This window comes from Aedoeadaptatus ivorii, assembly GCF_900638585.1.
In the GTDB taxonomy this organism is placed as follows: Bacteria; Bacillota; Clostridia; order Tissierellales; family Peptoniphilaceae; genus Aedoeadaptatus; species Aedoeadaptatus ivorii.
Window position 1 is genome coordinate 1326149 of sequence record NZ_LR134523.1, and the last position, 24249, is coordinate 1350397.

Below are 24249 nucleotides of genomic sequence, written 5' to 3' on the forward strand. Positions count from 1 at the left end.
ACACCCGCGGTGGTGTACCCCTTCGTGCTCTTGCACTCTAGATGTATAGTACCATATGCACAACCATAAGACAAGGCTTTCCCCGACTTCCTATAGGAGAATTTATCTTTTCTTCGCCCCTTCGACTGGGTACACATTTTATAATAGGAGGAATGCCATGCAGAAAATCGTAGTGGAACAATTGACAAAAATATTCGGCAAGGACCCCAAAAAGGGACTCGAAATGCTGAAGGACGGAAAACACAAAGACGAGATCTTAGAGGAAATCGGCGCGACCGTCGGCGTCAACCGCGCAAGCTTTACCGTAGAAGAGGGCGAAGTGTTCGTTATTATGGGGCTTTCCGGCAGCGGAAAATCTACCCTGATTCGCCTGGTAAATCGCATGATCGAACCCACCGCCGGCAAAGTGTATATCGACGGCGAAGAATTGACGGCCATGGACAAGGAAACCCTGCGCCTCGCCCGGCGGGAAAAGATGAGCATGGTGTTTCAGAGTTTTGCCTTATTCCCCCACAAGACCGTATTGGAAAACGCCGCCTACGGCCTGACCATAAAAAGCGTCGGACGCGAAGAAGCAAATCGGCGCGCCGAAGAGGCGCTCTTAAAGGTGGGCCTCGACGGCTACACGGATCAATACCCCGACCAGCTCTCCGGCGGTATGCAGCAGCGAGTCGGACTCGCCCGCGCCCTCGCCGCCGACACCAACATTTTGATTATGGACGAGGCATTTTCGGCCCTCGACCCCTTAATCCGAAAAGAAATGCAGGACGAACTGTTGATCCTCCAAAGCGAAATGCAAAAGACCGTCCTCTTTATCACCCACGACCTGAACGAGGCGCTCAAGCTGGGCGATCGCATCGCCCTGATGAAAGACGGCGAGATCGTGCAGATCGGCACGCCCGACGAACTCTTAAACTCCCCCACCAACGACTTTGTGGAGGAATTCGTCCGCGACGTGGACCGCTCCAAAATTCTCGATGCCGCGAGCGTTATGATTCGCCCCGACACCATCAATATTTCAAAAAACGGACCCCGCTCCGCCCTGATGAAAATGCGCTCCACGGGCAATTCGTCGGTCTATGTGGTTAACAACCTACGGGAACTCCAGGGCGTCGTCACCGCCGACGATGCCCTCGCCGCCGTTCGGGAGGGAAACGAAAACCTCGAATCCATCCTCATTCGAGACATCCCCACCGCATCGGCGGACACCCAGCTGGATACGCTGATCGACGAAATCTACGACTCCAAACTGCCCATCGCCATCGTCGAAGGCAAGCGACTCAAGGGCATCGTCATTCGCGGAACGGTCCTCGCGGCCCTGGCCGGAAAGGAGGTGCATGATGCATAAATTGCCCATACCTCAGTGGTTTGACGCCATCGTCGAATGGATGCGCCTAAACCTGGTGTTTCTGTTCGAGCCGATCAAAAACGGCATCAACGCCCTGGTCGAACTCTTCGGCTTTGTCCTCTCCCTCTTTCACCCGGCGGTCTTTATCGTCCTGGTGATGGGGATCTTGTTTTTTGCCAATCACAAAAAACTCAAGCCGATCGTCTTGATAGGCGGCCTCTCCTTCCTCTTTATATGGAACCAGGGCATTTGGGACGATATGATCCTCACCCTGAGCTTGGTCCTCGTCTCTGCCCTATTGGCCGTCGTCTTGGGCGTGCCCTTGGGCATCTGGATGAGCAAAAGCGATGTGGCGCAAGCCGTCATTATGCCCATCCTCGACTTTATGCAGACCATGCCCGCCTTCGTCTACCTGATCCCCGCCGTGAGTTTTTTCGGGATCGGCATGGCCCCCGGCGTGGTTTCCTCGATTATTTTTGCCATGCCCCCGGTGGTGCGCATGACCAATTTGGGCATTCGCCAAGTGCCCAAAGAGCTGATCGAGGCGACCGAATCCTTCGGCGCCGACGGCAGACAGCGCCTCTTCGGCACCGAGATTCCCCTGGCGAAAAAGAGCATTATGGCGGGCGTCAATCAGACCCTAATGCTCACACTCTCCATGGTCGTGGTGGCATCGATGATCGGCGCTCCGGGCCTCGGCAACCGCATTTATGTCGCGGTCTCGCGCAACGAGGTCGGACCGGGCTTTATCACCGGCATCGCCATCGTCATCTTGGCGATCCTCTTAGACCGCATCACCCGCGCCCTCACCGAAGATCGGAGGCGAGATTGAAATACCGTAAACTGTGGCTCCTCTTTGCGGCGCTCTTCCTGTGGGGCTGTGCCCCTCAAGCGCCGGAAGAAGAGGAGATTACCGACTACAATCCGAAAAACGTAATTATCGGCATCGAACCGGGCAGCGGCGTCTTTCACTCCGCCCGGGAGGCCGTAGAAGCCTATGATCTTCCCCAAACCCTCCACAGCGGCTCCTCGGCGGTAATGACCCAGCTCCTCTCCGATGCCTACAAAAAGAAAGAACCCATCGTCGTCACCGGCTGGGCGCCCCACTGGAAATTTGTCAATATGGATCTGAAATTTTTAGACGATCCCAAAAACATCTTCGGCGAAGAGCGGATCCACACCTTTTCGCGAAAGGGATTTCGCGAGGACGATCCCGACGCCGCCGAGATCTTGGACCGCTTCTACTGGACCATCGACGAGTTGCAGGAAGTCCTCGCCGAAGTCAACGCCGGCGAAAAGGACATCGAAGAGATCGCGAGCGGCTGGCTGGACCGCAATCCCGAGCGCTTGCGCGAATGGACCGAAGGCGTCCCCAAAGGCGATGGCAGAACCGTCACCTTGACCCACGTTATGTGGGACAGCGAATATGCCTCCACCTACGTGATCGGCGAGGCCCTACGCCGCCACGGCTTTACGGTGCGCATGATCGCCGTCGAGGCGGGACCGTCCTTTATCGCCTTAGAAAACGGCGACGCCGACGCCACCGTTTGCGTATGGCTCCCCAATTCTTCGGCCTTCTACGTCAAAAAACACGGCAAAAACGTGGTCGATATGGGCCCCAATCTCGAAGGGGCGCGCACCGGCTTGGTCGTCCCCGCCTATATGGACATCGACAGCATCGAAGATCTCAAAAATCTATAACGCAATCCCCGCCTGTGGCGATGCCACGGCGGGGTTTTTTATATATTTTTTCACCCATACGATGTATGTTTTCATTTTATTGATGTATTTTGCCTCTATTCGCGACCGATTCGTCGGTCATTTTCTATATGTGTAAAATATACGAATTGAAATTCATTGCTGTTTCTGCGATCGGTATAAAAATTTATAAACTCACACCATTTTCTAATTGATATTTTTAATACAAGTCGTTATTTTACCGTCAATCTTATTTTTCCGAATTTTTGTAAATTTTTGTATTTTATGCTTTAACTTTTTGAATCCATGTGTATAATATATACAGAAGCAGTCATCGTACCGTATATTCTTTTCTCAGTCGGAGGTGTCATATGTCATTTGCAGAATTTTTGACCAAATTTGACGAGGTGTTCTGGGGCCTTCCCCTGATCGTCCTACTCCTCGGCGCCGGCATCGTGCTGACGATTCGTACGCGTTTTATACAATTCCGGCGCTTCCCCTATATAATAAAACACACCCTCGGAAAGATTTTTGAAAAGGGCGAGATCGAAGAGGGCGCCATCAGCCCCTTCCAGGCCCTATCTACCGCCCTGGCGGCCACCGTCGGTACCGGCAATATCGTCGGCGTTTCCGTCGCGATCTTGGGCGGCGGACCCGGCGCCGTGTTCTGGATGTGGGTTGCCGCCTTTTTTGGGATGTGTACCAAATTCTCGGAAGTCAACCTCGCCATCGCCTATCGGGTGAAAACCGCGCAGGGCGGCTATGCCGGCGGTCCCATGTACTATATCGAGCGGGGATTGAAAAAACCCTGGCTCGGCAAGGCCTTTGCGTTGTTCGCCGCCATCGCCACCCTGGGGATCGGCAACTCCGTACAATCCAATGCCATCGCCAATACCTTAAACGGCAGTTTTAATGTGCCGAAGTTCGTCACCGCGGTCATTATCACCGCGCTCGCCGCCGTCGTCGTTATCGGCGGCATCCAATCCATTGCCAAAGTGACCGAAAAACTGGTTCCCTTTATGGCAACCTTCTATATTATCGGCGGTCTGATTATCATTTTCTCGAATATCGATACTTTGGGCAGTGCCATCGCTTCGATCTTTATCGGCGCATTCAATCCCCAAGCCGTCGGCGGCGGCGCTCTCGGCTACACCATCATGATGGCGATGCGAAACGGCATCAGCCGCGGCGTATTCACCAACGAAGCAGGCCTCGGCTCCTCGCCCATCGCCCACGCCACCGCTTCCACCGACCACCCCACCCGCCAAGGTATTTGGGGCGTCACCGAAGTATTTTTGGACACCTTTATCGTATGTACCATCACCGCCCTGGTCATCCTGACCTCCGGCGTATTGGACGACGGCATCACCGACCCCTCGGTACTGGTCTCCCACGCCTTTGCCACCAAATTCGTCCTCGGCAAATACATCGTGTCCATCGGTCTGTTGCTCTTCGCCTTCTCGACCATCCTCAGCTGGGAATACTATGGCGAGACCTCGATCCGCTACCTCTTGGGCGACAAAGTCAGCATCCCCTACAAGGTCGTCTATCTGATCTTGACCTTTATCGGCTGCACCATGAACCTCGGCCTCGCCTGGACCGTGGCGAACATCTTAAACGGGTTTATGGCCATCCCCAACCTGATCGCCCTGATCGGGCTTTCCGGTGTGGTATACGCCCTCGCGAAGGACTTCTTCGCCGACGACCGGGTGCGCAAATCGCCCGACGAGTACAAACATCTCTTACGATAACTGCCTACCGACCGCCCTCTTTGTGGGGGCGGTTTTTTGGATTTGTATCGTTAATTTATTCACTTTCTGCGAATGAGCCCCGTCCCCTTTGGGTATATAGATCCGGAAAGGAAAGGGGTAAATTATGGAGCAAGTAGAACAATTTGATTATATCGTCATCGGCGGCGGCAGCGGCGGCATCGCTACCGCCAACCGCGCGGCGGAATACGGCGCCAAAGTCGCCGTCATAGAAGAACAAGATTTGGGCGGCACCTGCGTCAACCGGGGTTGCGTGCCCAAAAAGGTACTCTGGTACGCATCGTCCATTCGCCGAACCTTTGTGGTGGAGGCGCCGGGCTTCGGCTTTGACGCAGACGATTTGGCATTCGAATACGGGAAACTGCGCGAAAGCCAAATCGCCTATATGGACCGGGCGAGAAGCGCCTACGAGCGCCGACTCAAAAAAAACGAAATCACCCGCATTACGGGTCGGGCGCGCTTCGTCGATCCCCATACCGTCGAGGTGGACGGCAAGGCCTACCGCGCCGATCACATCACCATCGCCACCGGCGCCTCCCCCGCCCGCTGCAAGCTGCCGGGGAACGAACTGGTAGACTACTCCACCGACTTCTTCCGCTGGACGGATCTGCCCAAATCCGTCGCGGTGGTGGGCGGCGGCTATATCGGCACCGAACTCTCGGGATTTTTGGCGGGAATGGGCGTCGCCACCCACTTCCTCGTGCGGGGCGACAGCATCCTGAAAAACTTCGATCCCTATATCACCGAAGGCGTTACCCACGAAATGGAAAGCCACGGCGTACACTTCCACTTTCGCAAGAGCGCCGCTTCGTTTAAAGCCGTGCCCGAAGGCGTAGAAATCACCTTCGAAGACGGAGAGACCGCCGTCTTCGAGCGCGTCATCTGGGCGGCGGGCATCGCCCCCAACACCGACGACATGGGACTCGAAAACACCGCGGTGGAAACCAAGACCTCGGGCCATATCGTATCCGATACCTACGAACGCACCGCCGAAGAGGGCATCTACGCCATCGGCGATGTCACCGGAAAGCTCGACCTCACCCCCGTCGCCATCGCCGCCGGTCGCTTCCTCTCCGATCGGCTCTTCGGCGGCAAAGAAGACGCCCACCTCGACTACGACAATGTGCCCACCGTCGTGTTCACCCACCCCGCCATGGGAAGCGTCGGCCTTACCGAACAAGCCGCGCGAGAGGCCCACGGCGCGGAAAATATAAAGACCTACAAGACACAGTTTACCGACATGCGCTCCGCCGTCTCCGGCGACCGCATCGAAAACCGCATGCTGCTCGTGTGCGCCGGCCCCGAAGAAAAAATCGTCGGCATCCACGCCATGGGCGAAGGCGTCGACGAAATGATGCAGGGCTTCGGCGTCACCGTAAAAATCGGCGCCACCAAAGCCGACTTCGACGCCACCGTGGCCATCCACCCCACCGGCGCCGAAGAAATGGTTACCATGCGCTAAAATTTCCTATCGACAACATTTCCATGCACGGAAAAACCCCGCTTCGTGATTGCGAGGCGGGGTTTTTATATGGGGAAAACGCCTTATTCCATCTCTCGGTCTAGCCGATATAAAATTTGTGCGATTTCTGCACGCGTGGAGCACGCTTTGGGATCAAATATGCCCGTCTCCCGTCCACGAACCAATCCCGCCCGGTTGAGCTTTTCTACCGATTTCTTCGCCCAATCGGACACCTCATCCAGATCGCTTACGGTGGGAACGGCAGAGAACTGCCATGTAATACGAGCATAAGCCGCGTATCGGTCGAGCATCGTCGCCATCTCTTCTCGTGTTATGGGGGCATCCGGCGCGAAGCAATCCTCACCTATCCCTTCCACGATGTGATTGTCCCTGGCCCAGCGGATATAGGCCGCTGAATAGGCATTTTTCTTTACATCCCGAAAGCCCGCATCGGTATCTTTTCTCGAGATGCCAGATCGTCTTCCCAAGACGGTCACAAACATTTCGCGCGTCATCTCGCCGTCTGGAGCGAATTGCGTAGGCGATATGCCCTTAAAATAGCCTTTTTCGACGACATATCGAATCGGCTCTGCTGCCCAGTGGCCGATACTATCGATAAATGCCGGCTGTTCAGGCATTGCCTTTTCATTCGGGCTATTTTCCGTCTTCTCGAGCGCAAGACGCTGCGATCCCACATTCCCGTCGGGTCTCCACTTCGGCGCACTCTGCCGCGGTACTTCCTTTTCTTCTTCCCTTACAGACGGGTCGGCAAAGGAAAGAACACCGTCTTGAATCTTCCACGATTTTAGTATGATTCCATCAAGAGAGTCGCCCTTCAGCCAAAGAGAGATCGCCGCATCGATCCGCTCCCGCTTCGGCCCCCGGTTGAGTGCACCCACGGCTTCTTGAATATAGGCACTGCCGTTGTCCGCAACCTCTCCTTTTACCTCTTTGGTGCCTTCCACTACGGTGCCGATCGCTTTTGGCTTTGTCGTCTTTCCCGCCACAACGGGAACCTTATCGGGATGGTAAAAGTTATCGTACATATAACCGATGCCGGTATTTCTACCCGCTACGGTACCCGCATCGCCTGTGGGATTTGCGGCATGAACAAAGACATCGGCATAAAAGTTCGACAATACCCCAGCATTCATACCGACGATACCGCCTACCATGGCGCGATTCAGTGCCGTTTCCGCCTGCACCGTACCTGCGGCGATTCCATTTAAGAGAAGCGAACGATTGTTGAGCCCCACGACGCCGCCCGCATAAATATTTCTGGAGCCGGATTTCGCTATAAGATCTGCTTTCGAGCGCACGTTAACGATACGGCTCTTGTCCGTTTGGGAAAATAGGCCGCCCGCATAAATTTCAGCGGCATCTGTATCAATCGCCATCGTTCCGCTCGCCTCTATGCCATTGACCATTCCGTTCTTTATATGCGGAGCCACAGCACCGACAAATGCCTTTTGGTCTGACTTGCCTTTGACGTGAATTTCGTAATTTTTCAAGCGCAAATCGTGAATTTCTCCGCCATCGATATAGGTGAACAGACCTGCAAATTTGCCTGTATACGGGGCATCCTTTGTGCCAATGCACATATTGTAAATTGTATGACCCCCACCGTTAAAGTGTCCCTTGAAGGGCCACTTCCCGCCTGATCCGGCAGGCATCCACACATCCGTTAGAATCATATCCGCATCCAGCCGGATGTACTTGTCCGCATAGGACTCGTCGGCATTAATGCTCGCGGCAAAATTTATAAATTGCTCCCGCGTTTGGATTATGTAGGGATCTTCGACCGTGCCTTTCCCCGCCGCAAAAATCGATTCTACATCCGCCATACCATATCCCGTAAAGTCGCGATTTTTCGAACGCAGCATCACATCGCGAATCGCTTCTTTCAGCGCACTCTTCGGCAAATTTTCGTAGTCGGCTTCTCCCCGCAGCAATTTGCCGATCGCCGCCGCATCGACCGAACCCGAAAGTGTCTCGATTTTCTGCCATGCACCGCTATCGTCTATTTCTGCCCTTATCAATACCGAGCCGTCCCTGCTCCTGCCGTAAAACGCGCCGGGAAGCAAATGTTCGTCGGCCTTTGGTAGTAGCGACTCAATCCGCGCCGAAGTTTTGGCATCGTATGCAGGGCGAATCCTTTCTTCTATAAGCGAAGGCTTATCATTCAAAACCCAGCGATTCAGTGCATTTTCGGATTGTGAGGGTTTCCAATGCCCCTCTTGGCGACCGCCCTTCGAAAGATCCGCGCAAAGCTTTGTAATATTCGCATCGAGTTTTTTTGTCGCCCCCTGCAGATCCGCCGCTTCTACATCCAGGGCGACACTTCCCGTGTAGGGCACGCCATCTTCTGTTACGCCGGCGCCAACCGCCCATCCGATAGGAATCGAAGGGGAAACAACGTGCCGATCTTTGGTTTTATCGTCGACCACCAAGATCGAATTCGCGTCATAGTACGATTGAAAAGTATCGGCGATGCCCGTCGCCCATCCAACCACGGCGCCGACATAGTGCGTGTAGCTATCCGAAACGATATCCATGCACGAGTATGTATTGACAATCGTTCCCCCGTTTACACCGGCAATTCCGCCAAATGCCGTCATACCTTCTTCCTGTACGCGATCGGTAGAGCCTCCGATTTTTCCCGTCGAGCGGCAATTGGCCACAATACCGCGATTGGTGATCCCCACAATGCCCCCGGCCTCGGCCGTTCCGCCCACCGCTGTCGAGCGGAGATCTACATTCGCCGTACAATTATAGATTTCCTGCTTCATACCGCTGCCGACAATACCGCCGACAAAGAGGTTGCTCTTTCGATGTGTGGTCTCGGCGACGATCGTAGCCGTCACATCGATTCGATCGAGGCGAGATTCCCGTGCTGTGCCCGCTAAGGCACCCACCATATATGCTCCGTCGGATATGGCATAGATTTTTGCGTCGATCGCAAGATTGCGTATGTTAGCGCCCGCTACATTCCCGAAGAATCCGTCACTTATGTTTCTTTTTTTAGCGGGATCCTCTTTGCTCCCTATATGAAGCCCCGTAATGCAATGTCCGCGACCGTCGAAATCTCCCTTAAAAGGATGGGCCAATGAACCGATGGGCTTCCATTCTCCCGTAAGTGCTACATCGGAATCCAATGCAATATATACACCCGCATAATCATTCACCTTGCCCTCGACATCGACTGCCTCGGTCGACTGAGCAAACTGCTGCAAAGTCTGCGCACTGCTAATTATGTACGGATCCTCTGCCGTTCCCGTGCCGCCGTCAAAAATCGACGCGGGATCCACGACAACTTCTTCTTCGGCCGCAGGTTTTTCCGCCGCACTGTTTGCGGCATCGATCGCCTTTCCCGTGGCTTCCAGTACCGCACGAGAGCTCACCGTGGCTTTTGATACGGTATCGACGCCGTCGGGACCTCCGTTTTCTTTAATCGTATCCAAAAGTCCCGCGTCCTCCAGCAACTTCCATTTCGATTCCGTCTCAGCACCGCGATCGGCACGAATCGCATCGATTCGGATCTCGCCGTTTTGTTCCGACACATCTACGGCTACTTTTACCTCTCCCCGATAGCCGTTCGCAGACGCCGTATATGTACCTGGGCGAAACGCATCCGCCGCTCTCACTGCAAAGGCATTTATAGGCACTGCCGTCGCGAGAATCGCCCCCGCCAAAGCCAAATATGATTTCTTACTATGTATTCGGAGTTGTTTTCGATCATTCTTTTGCATATGTGTCTCCTTTGTTGATAAGTGATATCATTTTTATAATTGTATTCTATCCACCTCCACGATCGCCGTCAAGTCCATTCTCTGTCTCCAAATTATAATTCTCTTCGTTTTTCCATAAATTCAATCAAAAACGCGCCCCCTTGGAGGAGGCGCGACAGTTAAATCGACCCATTCATTTTCCGCAAAAAATCTCCCCGCAGGGAGATCTTTCTTAGCGATATTTTGCCAGTGCTTCGGCCATTTCTTTTGCCATTTGGCGACATTTTTCGAGATCTTCGTCTTCCGGTGCGCCCATCACATCGATGGTGGTGGGGAGCACTTCCCACTTGCTCTCTTCGGCAAAGGCGGCCATTTGCTTTTCGGCGCCGCCGCCCCAACTATAGTTGGTGAAGGTGCCGAGGATGTGGTTTTTCATCTTTTGTTTTTTGAGGGTTTCCACCAAGGTGCGCATGGGCGGGAAGAGGTCCACATTGTAGGTGGGGCAGCCCAGGATAATGCCGCGGTAGTTCCAGGTTTCGCTGATCAAATAGCTCAGGTGGGTTTTGGACACGTCGCGAATGCGAATATTGCGTACGCCTTCTTCGGTAAGGGCGCGCGCGATGGCTTCGGCCATCATTTCGGTGTTGCCGTACATAGAACCGTAAACGATCAGCACGCCGTCTTCGGTTTTTTGTTCGCTGAGATCGCTATACAGCTTGACGATAGGCTCGATGTTTTCGCGCCAAATGGGACCGTGGTCCGGGCAGATCATCTTGATGTCCAGCCCTTCGAGCTTCTTTAGGGCGCGGGTTACCTGTACGCTGTACTTGCCGACGATATTGGTGTAGTAGCGCACGGTTTCGTCGCGATACTTGTCCCATTCGATCTGATCGTCGAAGATCGCCCCGTCGAGGGTGCCGTATCCGCCGAAGGCGTCTTGGGAGAAGAGCGTGCCGGTGGCTTCCTCAAAGCAGACCATAGACTCGGGCCAATGCACCATGGGGGTAGAGTAGAAGGTCAGTTCGCGCTCGCCGATCTTTACCGTGTCGCCGTCGCCCACGAGGACCACGCGATCTTCGCCGATGCCGTAGAAGTTTTCCATCATCTTGACGGCCTTGGAGTTGGTAATGACCTTGCAGCCGGGGAAAGACTCTACTACCGCCTTCAGCGAAGAGGTATGGTCCGGTTCCATGTGGTTGACCACGACATAGTCGAGGCCGCGTCCGCCCAGTACGCTACGGAGCTTTTCCATAAACTCGATAATGGAATCGATCTTTACGCAGTCGATCAAGCAGGTTTCGCTGCCTCCGTCCAGCAGATAGGAGTTGTAGCTGATGCCGTCGGGCAGGGGCCACATGGCCTCAAACAGATGGGTGTAGCGGTCGTTGACGCCGATATAGTGCAGTTGGTCGTGGATCTTTACAAATCTAGTATTCGCCATGTTCTCACCTTTCTCTTATGGATTGATATTTCTTATACGATTTTAAACCCTTTGGCGGGATAATGCAATGAAAAGCTTTCAAATCCCCAGTTCGAGCGTAACCGGACAGTGGTCCGAGCCGTATACGTCGTCGCGGATGTCCGCATCGAGAATTTGATCCGTCAGGGCGTCGCTTACGACAAAATAGTCGATGCGCCACCCCGCATTTCGCTCCCGCGCCTTGGTAATGTAACTCCACCAGCTGTACCGATCCGTCGCGTCGGGATATAAGTGGCGGAACGAATCCGTGTACCCTGTACGCAACAGATTCGTAAATTGATTGCGCTCCTCGTCGGTAAAGCCGGCATTTCTCCGATTGCTGGACGGGTTCTTGAGGTCGATCTCCTTGTGCGCCACATTCAAATCGCCACAGAGCACCACGGGTTTTACCGTCTCCAACATGGTTAAATATGCCCGAAACGCGTCTTCCCAAACCATGCGGTAATCCAATCTGGCCAGCCCTCGCTTGGAATTAGGCGTATAGCAGTTCACCAAAAAGAACTCCTCAAATTCGCAGGTAATCACCCGGCCCTCGCGGTCGTGTTCGTCGTCGCCGATGCCGAAGGTCACGTGGATCGGCGAAATCTTCGTAAACACCGCCGTGCCGCTGTATCCCTTCTTTTCGGCGTAATTCCAGTACTGCTCGTAGCCGTCGAGTTCCAGTTCCAGCTGGCCCGCCGAGAGCTTCGTCTCCTGGAGACAGAAAATATCCGCATCCGCCGCCTCGAAGAAATCCATAAACCCCTTCTTGAGCGCGGCGCGAATGCCGTTTACATTCCAAGATACCAATTTCATACTATTCTCCTTTGTCGTAGACTTCCAAAAAGTCGTGGCGCGCCCCGGCAGGGTCCTTATAGCCCAGAATCGCGCCCATTTCGACATTTTGTGCCGAGCGGAAAATCGACATCTCCACATTCGGATTTTCCGCCTTGATCTCGCGGATCAGATTCTTTACATAGGCGCGGGCGCCGAAGTTTTCCTTCGCCGTCACCGTACAGGCGCAGTCGATGGGGGACAAATCGTTATACGCCACCCAGCTGCGAATGTCGTCCTCGCGAATATAGATCATGGGCCGGATCAGCTCCATCCCCGAAAAATTCGTCGAATGGAGCTTCGGCATCATCGTCTTGTAGCTGCCGCCGAAGAGCACATTCATCATCACCGTCTCGATCACATCGTCGAAGTGATGCCCCAAGGCAAGCTTATTGCAGCCCAGCGACTTCGCCTTGTCGTACAGACTCCCCCGCCGCATGCGGGCGCAGATATAACAGGGCTTTTCGCCGCCCATATCCTCCGCCACATCGAACACATTGGAGCCGTACATCTCCAGGGGAATCCCCGCCTTCTCGCTGTTTTCTTTCACCTGCGTAACGATCTCGGGCAAATACCCCGGGTCCATCGCGATAAACCGGAGCGAAAATTCTTTCTTGCCGTGGCGCTTCAGCTCCTGCAACAACTTTGCCAAAAGCAACGAATCCTTGCCCCCGCTCATGGCGACGGCGATCACATCCCCGTCCTCGATCATCTCGAACTCGTTGATCCCCTTGATAAAGCGGCGCCAAATATCTTTTCGGAACTTTTTTATAATACTTCTCTCTATTTCCTGAACGGACATAACACTCCAGTCTCTCTAAAAAAAGCCCGGTTGGCCCGGGCATCAGATCCTATATCAATTCCATCGTACTATACTACGGACGCAAATTCAATCCGGCAAAACAGAGAGAAAAAAAGAAGTGCCGCAGCACTTCTTCCCGCTCCTTATTCACCCAAAAGCAATCCGGGGAGCTTTAAGGGCTCTACATATTCGTCGCCCTTGTAAGCGCGCATATTGCCGCCGGAAATCTCGTCGACCAACATAATCTTTCCGTCGTCGCGGCCGAATTCCAACTTGATGTCGTAGAGGTCGATGCCCTTTTCATTGAGCACCGCCTTTACCTCGTCGGAAATTTCGCGCGTAAGGCGCTTCAGCGTGTCGTACTCTTCGGCAGTCAGAATCCCCAGCATCACCAAGCCGTCCTTTGTAATCGGCGGGTCTCCTGCCGCGTCGTCCTTCAGCGTCACTTCCACAAAGCCGTCCAAATCCTGCCCTTCTTCGGCATAGAGCCCATAGCGGCGCAAGAAACTGCCCACCGCCTTATAGCGGCAGATAAATTCCAGCCCCTTGCCGAACATAGTGCCCGGCTTTACCTCCATCGCCTTCTCGTCGATGTCTGCGGAAATAAAGTGCGTGGGAATCCCCTTTTCCTTCAGCCGCTCAAAGAAAAACACCGTCAAAGACAGCGCCGCCCGGCCCGAACCTTCCATCGTGAGGCCCACCTCATTGGCGCCCGGATCGAACACCCCGTCCTTGCCCGTGACATCGTCCTTAAACTTTAAGAGATAATTTCCGTTTTCCAGCTTGAAAACATCCTTCGTCTTGCCCTTATAAATCGCTTCCATTGCGACCTCCTTTAATTCATCTAAGCATTATTTTACGCCTCAATGCGTATGTATACAAATAAAAGATAAAGCCGGTTCAAAAAAATTTCGACGCCATACCGACGCCCAAACAAGGAGGATTGTACCCCATTTGTGTGGATTTTACACAGAAGAATGGGAAAAGGAGAGAACTCCGTTCCGAAGCGAAGAATCTCATTCCCCAGAAGGGGCATGCATAGAGGCCACCGACGAAACGCACAACGTTTTTTCCCTTGTCGGTCAATCAGACACGCAATAGGCACCGTGCAATCCATCGACCCGCAATAGCTCAGGGAGATCCTTGACTCCGCCTGTCGGCTCCGCTCAGGATGACAAAATTATTATTCACGATCGCTCCCTATTGTCATTCTGAGCGAGGAACTCCGTTCCGAGTCGAAGAATCTCTTTCGCTGTATGGAGAACATAAAGAAGCCGTTACCGAACCACACGTCGCACCCTCTTGTTTCAGGCAATAAGAATCACCCACTCCTTTACAAACCACAAACATTCCCCTAATATGCACTTGCATTTTCAGGGCGTTTCCACTAAAATATAGAGAGTATTCGCTAACGTGGCTCAGGTGGTAGAGCAGCTGATTCGTAATCAGCAGGTCAGGAGTTCGAGTCTCCTCGTTAGCTCCAAGTATTGCCGTCGGCTTTGGCCGGCGGTTTTTTTATTGTAATCTTTCTCCTCACCCCGTTATTTTTTTGTCGTTTTGTGATACGATGGTAAAAACATCTATCTCTATATTCTAAAAAGAAAGTAGTGGGAAAGGAGTTTGTGATGAAACGGCTCATCGGAGCGATTTTTCTCGCCCTATTGTTTATTTTTCCTTCGGCAAATGCCTATGCGGAAGGCCCCACGAAAGCGTGGACGGGCGGCCATTATGTGGATCAGAATATCCCCATTATTCAAGACGCGAAAAAGACGTATATACCGGTGGATCTCGTGGCCAAATATTTGGGGAAATATTCGTTTTATAAGCCGGATGAAAAAACTTTGATCGTCGCAAAGCCGAGCCCGAACCCTTCCTGTGATGCGGATGCGCTGCATACAAATCTGCCCTTTACCTATGTTGCCGACTTCGAAACTATCCAATGTTATTTTTCAGAGGCGCCATTTTACCGCTCGGGCCATGTGTACCAGACGGTCGAAGACGCGAGTCTCTTTTTTGACAAGACGATAGTCTACGACGCGGCGAATCGGGTGGTCTTTATCGGCGACGGATATGTGCCGGGCGCACCGGAACAGCAGATTCATATCGTGGCAAACGGTAGGCCGATGCCGAAAGATCTTCACCCCTTCATTCAGCATGACCGGACGATGGTGCCGGTACGCTTTGTAGCGGAATCCTTAGGAGCGGAGGTGTATTGGCATCCGGAAAAAATCGACGGGATGCAGGGGCTCACGATCTCTTCTCCTACCGATCCGACGATGGGACTCACGATGTATATCGACAAATGCGGCGCCTCTGAATCGGAGCTGTTTTTCCGAAACGATACCTTTCCCGTACTCCGAAACGGCACGACCTATGTACCCATTCGTTTGATCGCCGACTATTTGGGGATCGATGTAAAATGGGATGCCTCGACCCACACGCTGACGCTGAACCCCAAAGATTCCGTCGAATTCCTTGCCTATGACCGCATGGCCGGCTATCTGAGTCCGATTATGGATCAAAAGTTTGAGGATTTTATTGCCATGCCGTCCCAACCCGGCTGCTATGCCGCCATTTTTGACTAAATCCGTCCATACAAAAACGCGACGCATCGACGTCGCGTTTTTTTATTGCCCGCGTTCTCCCCGTAAATATCCGCGTTCCTCGAAGTAGGACGCCGCGGCGAGAAGCGCCCGGTCGTTTCCGGGAGCGGCGGTGAGCAGTACGCCGATGGGAAGGCCCGTCGAGGCGATGTATAGGGGCAGGCTTATGCTCGGGCAGCCGAAGAGGTTGTAGGTCAGGGCGTAGGGAGAATGCGCGGTGCCGGGGTCCAAGAGCCGGTGCATATGCGCCACGAGTTCTGCCGTGGAGAGAGCACGGAAGTCGTCGATGCCGCACAGGCTTTTTTTCACGCCGTCTAAGAGATCGAGTTTGGGAGCGGTGCGGGCGGTGGCGGGTTGTATATAGATGTCGTATGAACGGAAAAAGGCGAAGAGTGCGGCGCCGCTCTTTTGCACGGCCTCCGCCTCTAAGGGCGCTTCTCCGGTTTTACACAGTCGCTCGCCTAGGGTGTAGAGGAGGACGTTGCCGTCTTCGGACATGCCCCGGGCGAGTTCGATGCCCTCTTTTTGAAAGCGGCGGTACTGTTCCGCCGCGGTGGCGAGAAAGGCGCGCCGATAGAGTTCTCGCTCCGCCACTTCGGGCCGCACGCACACGGCTTGTATGCCGCCTTCCCATAAGTGCTCGACGGCCATCTGCACCGCGTCTTCGGCGTCTTTTGAAATCGCGATGTCGTGGTCGGTGGCGGTGTGAAAGGCGAAGCGGAGGTCGTGTGGGGGGATGTCTTTTCCGCTTCCATATAAGCCGGCGTACAATGTCGCGGCATCTCGCACGGTGTGGGTGATGGCAAACTGTACCCGGTGCCCGGTGGGCTTAAAACCGACGAGGCCGCAGAAACTCGCGGGGATGCGAATGGAGCCCCCGCCGTCGTTGGCCGCGGCGATGGGCACCATGCCCCTTTTCACCGCACACGCCGCCCCGCCGCTGGATCCGCCGGCGTGGTATCTCGGGTCGACGGGATTTTTGACGGCGCCGTAATAGGCGGAGTCGCTTACGAATTTGATGCCGAATTCCGACACATTGCTGTGTCCCACCGGCACGAAGCCCAGGCGTAAGAGGCGCTTTACATAGGGAGCGGTGGCGGGTTCGATCCGACCTGCGTACAAGCGCGATCCCTCGGTCAAAGGATGGCCGGCGAGGCCCTGGCGGATGTCTTTTAAGAGGATGGGCACCCCGGCAAAGGGCGCATCCGCGGGAACCTGTGCCGCATGGTGCAGCGCCGTTTCGGGGTAGGTGCGCACCACCGCGCGGTATATGCCGTTTTCTGCGGCGATGCGCCGAAGGCTCTCTTCTGCCGCTTCTTTAGGCGAAATAATTTTTTTGCGAATGGCCGCGGCCGTCGACACGGCATCTCGTATGGCTTTCACAAGCGCCTCCTTTCAAATAAAAAAGCCGGCGGATGGCCGCCGACGATGATTATGTGTATTGGATGTCCATGAGGATAAGCCCCTGTGCCGGCGCCGTGGGCCCCAAATCGCCCCGATTTTTGGTCAGCGTGGCGTTGTAGAGGGCGTCGACGGGTTTCAGTCCCCGCCCGATTTCCATGGCACAGCCCATAATGATGCGGATTTGGTTTTTGAGAAAACTCATGGCGTAGAAGTCGACTTCGATAAAATCGCCCCGCCGCACGAGTCGAATCTCGTCGATGGCGCGCACCGGGTTCGCCGGCGATGCGTAACGCCCCTCGAAGGCGCTGAAATCGTGCTCGCCGACGATCATAGAGAGCGCCGCTTCCATGGCATCGGCATCGAGCGGAAAGGGCATATGGGTGTGGGAGCGGTCCAAAAATCCGTTGCGATTTCGCCGGTTGTAGATGCGGTAGCGGTAATGCTTGCGCTTGGCCCCGTAGCGGGCGTGAAAGTCATCGGGCACCGCCTGCGCGCGCACAATGCTCAGATCCTTGGGCAAATGGTAGTTCACCACTTTGGGGAAATTCCCCAGGTCAATGGCGGTGTCGGCGCGGAAGTTCGCCCGCTGCCCCATGGCGTGCACGCCCTTATCGGTCCTTCCCGCCGATTGCAGGCGCACCTCGTGCCCCACGGTCGCCTCCAGTGCCTCGCGCAATAGTCCTTCTACGGTGCGCAGCGGCTTGGGTCGCTGGTCCTGATAGCCGTGAAAATCCGTGCCGTCGTAGGCGATGGTGAGTAAAATATTTCTCATGGCAAGGGGAAGATGCGAAGGGCGCAGACGAGGATCAAAAACGCGCTGTTGCCGACAAAATAGATCCAGTCGGTGGAGGTGACCTCCAGCGGATTGAGCTTGGTGCGGTTTTCATCGCCCCGATAGCAGCGGCTTTCCATCGCCGTCGCCAGCTCTTCCGCCCGCCTGAGGGCGTTTAGGATCAAAGGCACCAAAAGCGGAATCAGATTCTTTGCCCGCTCGAGAATATTTCCCGACTCGAAGTCCGCTCCCCGCGCCATCTGCGCCTTCATAATCTTGTCGGTCTCGTCGATCAAGGTGGGAATAAAGCGCAGCGCGATGGTTATCATCATGGCGATGGCATGGGCGGGAAAGCCCACGCGCTTTAGGGGGGTCAAGAGCTTTTCGATCCCTTCGGTGAGTTCCAGGGGCGAGGTGGTAAGGGTCAACAGGCTCGTACCCAACACCAAGAGTACCAGTCGGATCCCCATAAAGATCGCCTGGTTGAGGCCCTCTTCGGTGATGCGCAAAAAGCCGAAGCGGAAGATCTCGGTACCGGGGATAAAAAACAGGTTCATAATAAAGGTGAAGATAAGGATCATACGCAGGGGCTTGAGGCCCTTTACCACGAGCTTCACCGGTATCTTTGCCGCGATAATCGTAAGGATCAGCCACGCCGCCACCAGGACATAGGGCGAATAGGAATTGATAAAAAACAGGCTCACGATAAACAGCGTCATGATCAGGATCTTAAACCGCGGATCCAGGCTGTGTACCGGGGATTCGGCGGGGAAATACTGGCCGATGGTTATGTCTTTAAGCATGGGTCTTTTCCCACCACCTTTCGATTTCTTCGAATGCCTCCTCGACGGTAATGCAGTTCTCGTCGACGGGGATGCCCGCTTGCACCAATTTTCCCATGGCACTTCGTACCTGGGGCACGCCCAGTCCCATCGCGCGGAGTTCTTCTTCCCGGGCAAAGAGTTCCCGTGGCGTGCCGTCCATTTTTACCTCGCCGTGATCCATCACGATCAGCCGCGTGGCGAGGCGCGCCACCTCCTCCATGCTATGGGATACGAAGACAATGGTCGTGTCCGTGGTCTCGAAAATGCCGCGGATCTCCTCGAGAATCTCCCGGCTGCCGTGGGGGTCGAGGCCCGCGGTGGGCTCGTCGAGCACCAGGACCTCGGGTTCCATGGCGAGGATCCCCGCAATGGCGACCCGCCGCTTTTGCCCGCCGGAGAGGGAGAAGGGACTCTCTTCGCCGATCTCGTCGTACGAAAGTCCCACCCGCGCCATGGCGCTTCGGACCCGCCGATCCACTTCCTCGTCGCCGAGACCTAGGTTTTTCGCGCCAAAGGCGATGTCCCTGATGACCGTCTCCTCGAAGAGTTGGTACTCGGGATACTGAAACACCAGGCCCACCTTTTGCCGCAGGGCGGAGAGCTTTTTGCCTTTCTTACGGTAGTCGATGCCGTCGTAGAGAATTTCGCCCCGCGTGGGCGCATAGAGCCCGTTTAGATGCTGCACCAAAGTCGACTTGCCGCTTCCGGTATGGCCGATCAGGCCGATAAACTCGTCCTTTTCGATGTCGAGGTTGATGTCTTTTAAGGCGACTTTTTCAAAGGGCATGCCCTCGTTGTAGATATAGCTTACATTTCGGATGCTGAGACGCGACATAGGGCTTCTACAAACTCCTCTCTTGTGAGTATTCCCGCAGGCAGGGGAATCCCCCGCTGCTTGAGCCGGTAGGCGAGTTCGGTGACCTGCGGCACGTCGAGCCCGATGCGCTTCATGGTCTCTACCTCGTCGAATACCGTATGCGGCGCGCCTTCCAAGAGCACGCGGCCCTTTTCCATCACCACCACCCGATCGGCGAGCACCGCCTCGTCCATAAAGTGGGTGATGAGAAGCACGGTCTTATTCTGCTCCCGATTGAGGCGAAGAATCGTATCCATGACCTCGCGCCGCCCCACGGGGTCGAGCATGGCGGTGGGCTCGTCGAGCACGATATAGTCGGGGTTCATGGCGAGGATCCCCGCGATGGCGACCCGCTGCTTCTGTCCGCCCGAGAGTTGGTGCGGTTGGTCGAAGCGGCGGTCGTACATCTCTACCGCCTTTAAGGCGTAGTCGACGCGACGGCGCATTTCCTCGCGCTCGATGCCCAAGTTTTCGGCGCCGAAGGCCACGTCTTCTTCTACCACTGTGGCGACGATCTGGTTGTCGGGATTTTGAAAGACCATCCCCGCCCGCGCGCGAATGTTCCAGATCTCCTCTTCGTCTTTGGTGTTCATGCCGTCGACGATCACATCCCCGGCGGTGGGCGTGTAGAGGCCGTTGATGCACTTTGCCATGGTGGACTTGCCGCTGCCGTTGTGCCCCAGTACGGCGACGAACTCCCCTTTTTCTACCGAAAGGGTGACGCCGTCGACGGCGTTTACATCGGCGCCCTCGTATTTAAATTCCAGGTTCTGTATCTCTAACATAAATGCTCCTTACGCATACAAACAAGCATTTTAACCTATTTACTATACCATATCGCAGGCCTTTCCCTCAACGGTTTCGCAATCCCCCGCGATTGTCATAGAAGATGTGCAGAAACGTACGACGTTTCTTTTCCTTGTCGGGCAACAAGACACGCAATAGCCACCGCGCAACCTATCGACCCGCAATAGCTTACTTGAGATCCTTCGACTCCGCTGCGCTCCGCTCAGGATGACAAAATCATTGTTCACGATCGCTCCCTATTGTCATTCTGAGCGAGGAACTTTGTTCCGAGTCGAAGAATCTCGTTCTCTAGAAAAAAAGACCGGAGAAACCACCGCCGAAACGCACGACGTCTTTTCTCTTGTCGGGCAACAAGACACGCAATAGCCACCGTGCAACCTATCGACCCGCAATAGCCGACGGAGATCCGTTCGACTCCGCTGCGCTCCGCTCAGGATGACAAAATCATTATTCACGATCGCTCCCTATTGTCATTCTGAGCGAGGAACTTCGTTCCCAGTCGAAGAATCTCGTTCTCTAGAAAAAAAGACCGGAGAAACCACCGCCGAAACGCACGACGTCTTTTCTCTTGTCGGGCAACAAGACACGCAATAGCCACCGTGCAACCTATCGACCCGCAATAGCTTACTTGAGATCCTTCGACTCCGCCTGTCGGCTCCGCTCAGGATGACAAAATCATTATTCACGACCGCTCCCTATTGTCATTCTGAGCGAGGAACTTTGTTCCGAGTCGAAGAATCTCTTTCCCTAGAGAAAACGACCGGAGAAACCACCGCCGAAACGCGCGACGTTTCTTTTTCCTTCTCCACGCAAAAGACATAAAAGTGAGGGCAGACGGTCGCTCAAAAAAGGGAGCGAGTATCGAAGTTATCCTCCGCTCGCTCCCGCTTCCTTACCGTATACGACTGTGCCGAAAATGAACGGCGACGACTTTTTCGAAGACGACGCCGCAAACGCCGGTGAGGACCGCCGTGGGAAGGACCACCGCCGCAAACATGGCGCCGAAGGGCGCACCGCCGGGCAGTCCCACCAAAAACATAGCGGAGGCGAGGAAGATGGTACCGCTCACCATGGTCGCCAAGAAGTAGACCAATGCCTTTTTAACGACCCCCGCCTCGGGAAATACCCGTGCCATGGCCATTACCGCCAAGGCGGTGATGATCTTATCGATCAGACTCGGCAGCTGTCCCCCGGGAAATTGGGTGGTAACCGCCGCCATCAGCCCCATGGCGACGCCCATGGCGAGGGCGCTTTTCACATCGGGGTAGATCAGTACAAAGGCGATCATAAAAAACAACATAAAATCCGGTTTCATTCCGTTAAAAAATCCGGGAACCACATAGTGTAACATCGTGCCCAATGCGATAAAGATCGCGCCCTGTACCAATGTCTTCGTCTTCATAATTTCTCCTTTTCTCGGCACTAAAAAAACCACTTGCCCGGTTTAGGAGCAAATGGTAAATTCGCGGTGCCATCCTAGTGACGTCGCAAAGCGACGCATCTCTGTTTAGATACTAACATATCCTATCTCGATAACGGGAGAACCGGCGCAGATACTCAATTCACTTTGCACTCACAGACCCATTCGCGCTCGGTTGCCTCGCCGGTTCGCACCCACCACCGGTTCTCTGAGAGGATCCCCTGACGCTACTTACTTCTGTTCGTCGTTTTCATATTGTTTAGGATTACTTACAGTATAGCAGACGATCGGGATTTTGCAACGACTTTTCTGCCGATCGCAAGAATTTTACCTCGCCTTAACGCCGTATGGCACCGGAAGAGATGAGCCCCACCAGTACCGCCGCGCCGATGGAGGCGCCCACGGCCGCAGAGGGTACAAAAAAGGGGATGTAGTAAAAGGGACTGCCGAGATCGAGCCCGAAGAGGTATTTCATAAAGGGATAGCTCAGGATCGCACTCAAAATGCCCGTGCCGATGACTTCGCCGATCCATGCCGCGCCGATGCGGCGGAATCGCCGGTACAAAAGCGCGCTCAACAGCGCCCCCACTACGGCGCCGGTTACCGCCGTAAAGGGCTTGCCCATGCCCATGCGGATCAGGCCGGTCAAGAGGGCGCAGAGAAAATTGTACTTCGGTCCCAATACCACGGCGCCGATGACATTGATGCAGTGCTGAAAGGGCGCCATATTGGGAAAGACCACCATGGTAGATAGGCTGACGGAGACGGCGGTCATTACCCCGGTCAGCACGATTTTTTGGGTCGTTTTTTCCATACTTCCTCCGATTTCGTGCGGGTTTTGCCCCGCGTTTTTCTCAGTATACCGAACTCCGCGCCAAAGGACAAACGCAACAAAAAAAGACGCCCGAAGGCGTCCTTTTCTCTTCTCGTTATCTGCGCTGTTCCAAAATGCGGATGCGCTCTTCCAGTGCGTGAATGCGCGCTTCGAGTGCCCGGTATCTCGCGTCGGAATCGGACGCGTAGGAAGGCGCGTTTTGCGGCTGCTGCGGCTGTTCTTGTGCCGGGTAGCCGCTTCCGTAGGGCGCCCAGCCCCGTCCCGCCGCGCGCACGGGGGTCTCGTTCGCCGCGTCTTTAAGATAGTCTACGGCCTGGTCGCGCTTATCGCGCACATCTTTGAGTCCCCGCCGGTATTCCTCTTCCCAGCGCTCTTTGTTCAGCTCGTAGCCGCGCTCGATGCTGTGATACGCCTCTTTGCCGCGCCGCTCGAGTTCGTCGCGGGTGGCGCGCACGGAGTCCTTGGCGCCTTCGAAGGCGCGTTTCGCCTTTTGATCGGGCCGATTGGCAAAGGCCGCTTCGGCGTTTTTGCGGGCGAGGCGGTTTTCTTCGGCGCGCTGTTTCGCAATATCTTGCGCGTCGTTCGCCCTTCCGTTATCGGTAAGGCCCTCTCGCGCAATGGCGATTTCCGCGAGTTTTTGGATAAAGGCGTCGTAGGAGTAGCCCGCCGCCTTCGCCATTTTTATGATGTCGGAACTTTCGGGGTGCAGACCCGCCAAGGCGTTGACCTCGAGAACATAGGCCTTGCCGTCCCGAATGCGCATGTCCACGCGGCAGTAGTCTCGGATCTGCAGCAGCTCGAATGCCTTTTTCGCGGTCTCTTCGACGGTCTTTCGTTCCGCGTCGCTTAAGCGGGCGGGCACGTGGTATTCCACATCGTCCTCGTGTTTGACCTCGAAGCTGAAGATCTTTTCCCGATTGCCGGAGACATTCGAAAAGTCGACTTCTACCGCGGGAAGAACTTCCACATCTGCGCCGTTTCCGATGACGCCGACGGTCACTTCTTTGCCCTCGATATATTCGGTCACCAGGAGTTTGTCGTTGTAGGCGAACATCTTGCGCACCAATCGGAACAATTCCTCGTCGCTACGAACCACGGCGTCGTCGCCGATGCCGCGGCTAGAACCTTCGTTGTTGGGCTTTACGAGTACGGGATACTTGGGCGCCAGGCGCGCCAAATCCACCGGGGATTCGAGGACGACGGTCTCGGGGTGGGCGATGCCGTTTCGGGCGAGGACGGCGGTGGCGAGCGCCTTGTCGTCGGCCACGCCGTGGCCCATGGCACCGGATCCGGTGTGGGGGATGCCCGCCTGTTTTAAGAGGCTCGGCAGTTCGGTGCGGTCGTTGATGTCCTCCCGGCCGTTTGCCAAATTAAAGACCAGGTCGATCTTGTCTTCCGCGAGTTTGTCCAAAAGGTGCTCGTCGAAGACGTAATCGATGACGTCGTACTTATCTTTCAGGGCGGCGGTGACGGATTCTACCACATCGTCTTGATAACTTTGTTCCGCGAGGGCCGCTTCTTCTGTTTTTCGATGAATCTGAGATACATCTCTTACGATACCGATTCGCATATTCCACGCTCCTTTTCATAGAATCAACTATCGGGATTTTACCCGACTTTATGAAAAG

The 24249-nt window shown here is 54.8% G+C and carries 19 protein-coding genes and 1 tRNA gene; 7 read left to right on the top strand and 13 right to left on the bottom strand.

All coding sequences use genetic code 11. The features are described 5' to 3' along the window. Positions 1-157 precede the first annotated feature (157 nt). From EL294_RS06665 to gorA, 5 genes are all read left to right on the top strand, one after another. Positions 158-1348: a quaternary amine ABC transporter ATP-binding protein gene (locus EL294_RS06665; RefSeq protein WP_126466023.1), complete on the top strand. Its 1191-nt coding sequence runs from the start codon at positions 158-160 to the stop codon at positions 1346-1348. Beyond that, complete coding sequence (locus tag EL294_RS06670) at positions 1338-2180, top strand: ABC transporter permease (protein WP_126466025.1); 843 nt, start codon at positions 1338-1340, stop codon at positions 2178-2180. Before EL294_RS06665 ends, EL294_RS06670 begins: the two co-directional genes overlap by 11 nt. Further along, on the top strand, positions 2177-3049 hold the full coding sequence (locus tag EL294_RS06675) for a glycine betaine ABC transporter substrate-binding protein (protein WP_126466027.1): 873 nt from the start codon (positions 2177-2179) through the stop codon (positions 3047-3049). Before EL294_RS06670 ends, EL294_RS06675 begins: the two co-directional genes overlap by 4 nt. 368 nt (positions 3050-3417) lie before the next feature. Further along, positions 3418-4797 (top strand): alanine/glycine:cation symporter family protein, encoded by a 1380-nt coding sequence (locus tag EL294_RS06680; RefSeq protein ID WP_126466029.1) that lies wholly within the window; start codon positions 3418-3420, stop codon positions 4795-4797. Between the two features lie 124 nt (positions 4798-4921). Beyond that, on the top strand, positions 4922-6277 hold the full coding sequence (gene gorA, locus EL294_RS06685; RefSeq protein WP_126466031.1) for a glutathione-disulfide reductase: 1356 nt from the start codon (positions 4922-4924) through the stop codon (positions 6275-6277). 83 nt (positions 6278-6360) lie between these two features. Here the strand turns inward: gorA and EL294_RS06690 are convergent, their stop codons facing one another. The 5 genes from EL294_RS06690 to EL294_RS06710 all read right to left on the bottom strand — a co-directional run bounded on the left by EL294_RS06690 (position 6361) and on the right by EL294_RS06710 (position 13924). Further along, positions 6361-10026, bottom strand: coding sequence for an S-layer homology domain-containing protein (locus EL294_RS06690; RefSeq protein ID WP_126466033.1), 3666 nt, complete (start codon positions 10024-10026; stop codon positions 6361-6363). Positions 10027-10237: 211 nt separating this feature from the next. Further along, on the bottom strand, positions 10238-11446 hold the full coding sequence (locus EL294_RS06695; protein ID WP_126466035.1) for an FprA family A-type flavoprotein: 1209 nt from the start codon (positions 11444-11446) through the stop codon (positions 10238-10240). 78 nt (positions 11447-11524) lie between these two features. Then, positions 11525-12280: an exodeoxyribonuclease III gene (locus EL294_RS06700; protein ID WP_126466037.1), complete on the bottom strand. Its 756-nt coding sequence runs from the start codon at positions 12278-12280 to the stop codon at positions 11525-11527. A 1-nt stretch (position 12281) separates the two neighbouring features. Next, positions 12282-13100: a tRNA 2-thiocytidine biosynthesis TtcA family protein gene (locus tag EL294_RS06705; RefSeq protein ID WP_126466039.1), complete on the bottom strand. Its 819-nt coding sequence runs from the start codon at positions 13098-13100 to the stop codon at positions 12282-12284. Positions 13101-13243: 143 nt separating this feature from the next. Then, positions 13244-13924: a phosphoribosylaminoimidazolesuccinocarboxamide synthase gene (locus EL294_RS06710; protein WP_126466041.1), complete on the bottom strand. Its 681-nt coding sequence runs from the start codon at positions 13922-13924 to the stop codon at positions 13244-13246. Between the two features lie 583 nt (positions 13925-14507). Between EL294_RS06710 and EL294_RS06715 the strand changes: the two genes are divergently transcribed. Beyond that, a tRNA-Thr gene (locus EL294_RS06715) sits at positions 14508-14583 on the top strand. Positions 14584-14725: 142 nt separating this feature from the next. After that, a complete protein-coding gene (locus EL294_RS06720; protein WP_126466043.1) occupies positions 14726-15685 on the top strand; it encodes a stalk domain-containing protein in 960 nt (319 codons plus the stop codon). 42 nt (positions 15686-15727) lie between these two features. On the opposite strand, the gene EL294_RS06725 is transcribed toward EL294_RS06720, so the two are convergent. The 8 genes from EL294_RS06725 to EL294_RS06760 all read right to left on the bottom strand — a co-directional run bounded on the left by EL294_RS06725 (position 15728) and on the right by EL294_RS06760 (position 24191). Next, complete coding sequence (locus tag EL294_RS06725) at positions 15728-17086, bottom strand: amidase family protein (RefSeq protein WP_126466045.1); 1359 nt, start codon at positions 17084-17086, stop codon at positions 15728-15730. A gap of 49 nt (positions 17087-17135) precedes the next feature. After that, a complete protein-coding gene (truA, locus tag EL294_RS06730; RefSeq protein WP_126466047.1) occupies positions 17136-17879 on the bottom strand; it encodes a tRNA pseudouridine(38-40) synthase TruA in 744 nt (247 codons plus the stop codon). Next, on the bottom strand, positions 17876-18682 hold the full coding sequence (locus EL294_RS06735; protein ID WP_126466049.1) for an energy-coupling factor transporter transmembrane component T family protein: 807 nt from the start codon (positions 18680-18682) through the stop codon (positions 17876-17878). Before EL294_RS06735 ends, truA begins: the two co-directional genes overlap by 4 nt. Next, a complete protein-coding gene (locus tag EL294_RS06740; protein ID WP_126466051.1) occupies positions 18675-19538 on the bottom strand; it encodes an energy-coupling factor transporter ATPase in 864 nt (287 codons plus the stop codon). Before EL294_RS06740 ends, EL294_RS06735 begins: the two co-directional genes overlap by 8 nt. Beyond that, positions 19511-20344 carry an energy-coupling factor transporter ATPase gene (locus EL294_RS06745; RefSeq protein ID WP_126466053.1) on the bottom strand — a complete coding sequence of 278 codons (834 nt, stop codon included), beginning with the start codon at positions 20342-20344 and terminating at the stop codon, positions 19511-19513. The genes EL294_RS06740 and EL294_RS06745 overlap by 28 nt, the downstream gene beginning before the upstream one ends. Positions 20345-21258: 914 nt before the next feature. Further along, a complete protein-coding gene (locus EL294_RS06750) occupies positions 21259-21768 on the bottom strand; it encodes a tryptophan transporter (RefSeq protein WP_126466055.1) in 510 nt (169 codons plus the stop codon). 355 nt (positions 21769-22123) lie between these two features. Further along, positions 22124-22600, bottom strand: coding sequence for an energy coupling factor transporter S component ThiW (thiW, locus tag EL294_RS06755; RefSeq protein ID WP_126466057.1), 477 nt, complete (start codon positions 22598-22600; stop codon positions 22124-22126). Between the two features lie 115 nt (positions 22601-22715). Beyond that, a complete protein-coding gene (locus EL294_RS06760) occupies positions 22716-24191 on the bottom strand; it encodes a D-alanine--D-alanine ligase family protein (RefSeq protein WP_126466059.1) in 1476 nt (491 codons plus the stop codon). Positions 24192-24249 lie beyond the last annotated feature (58 nt).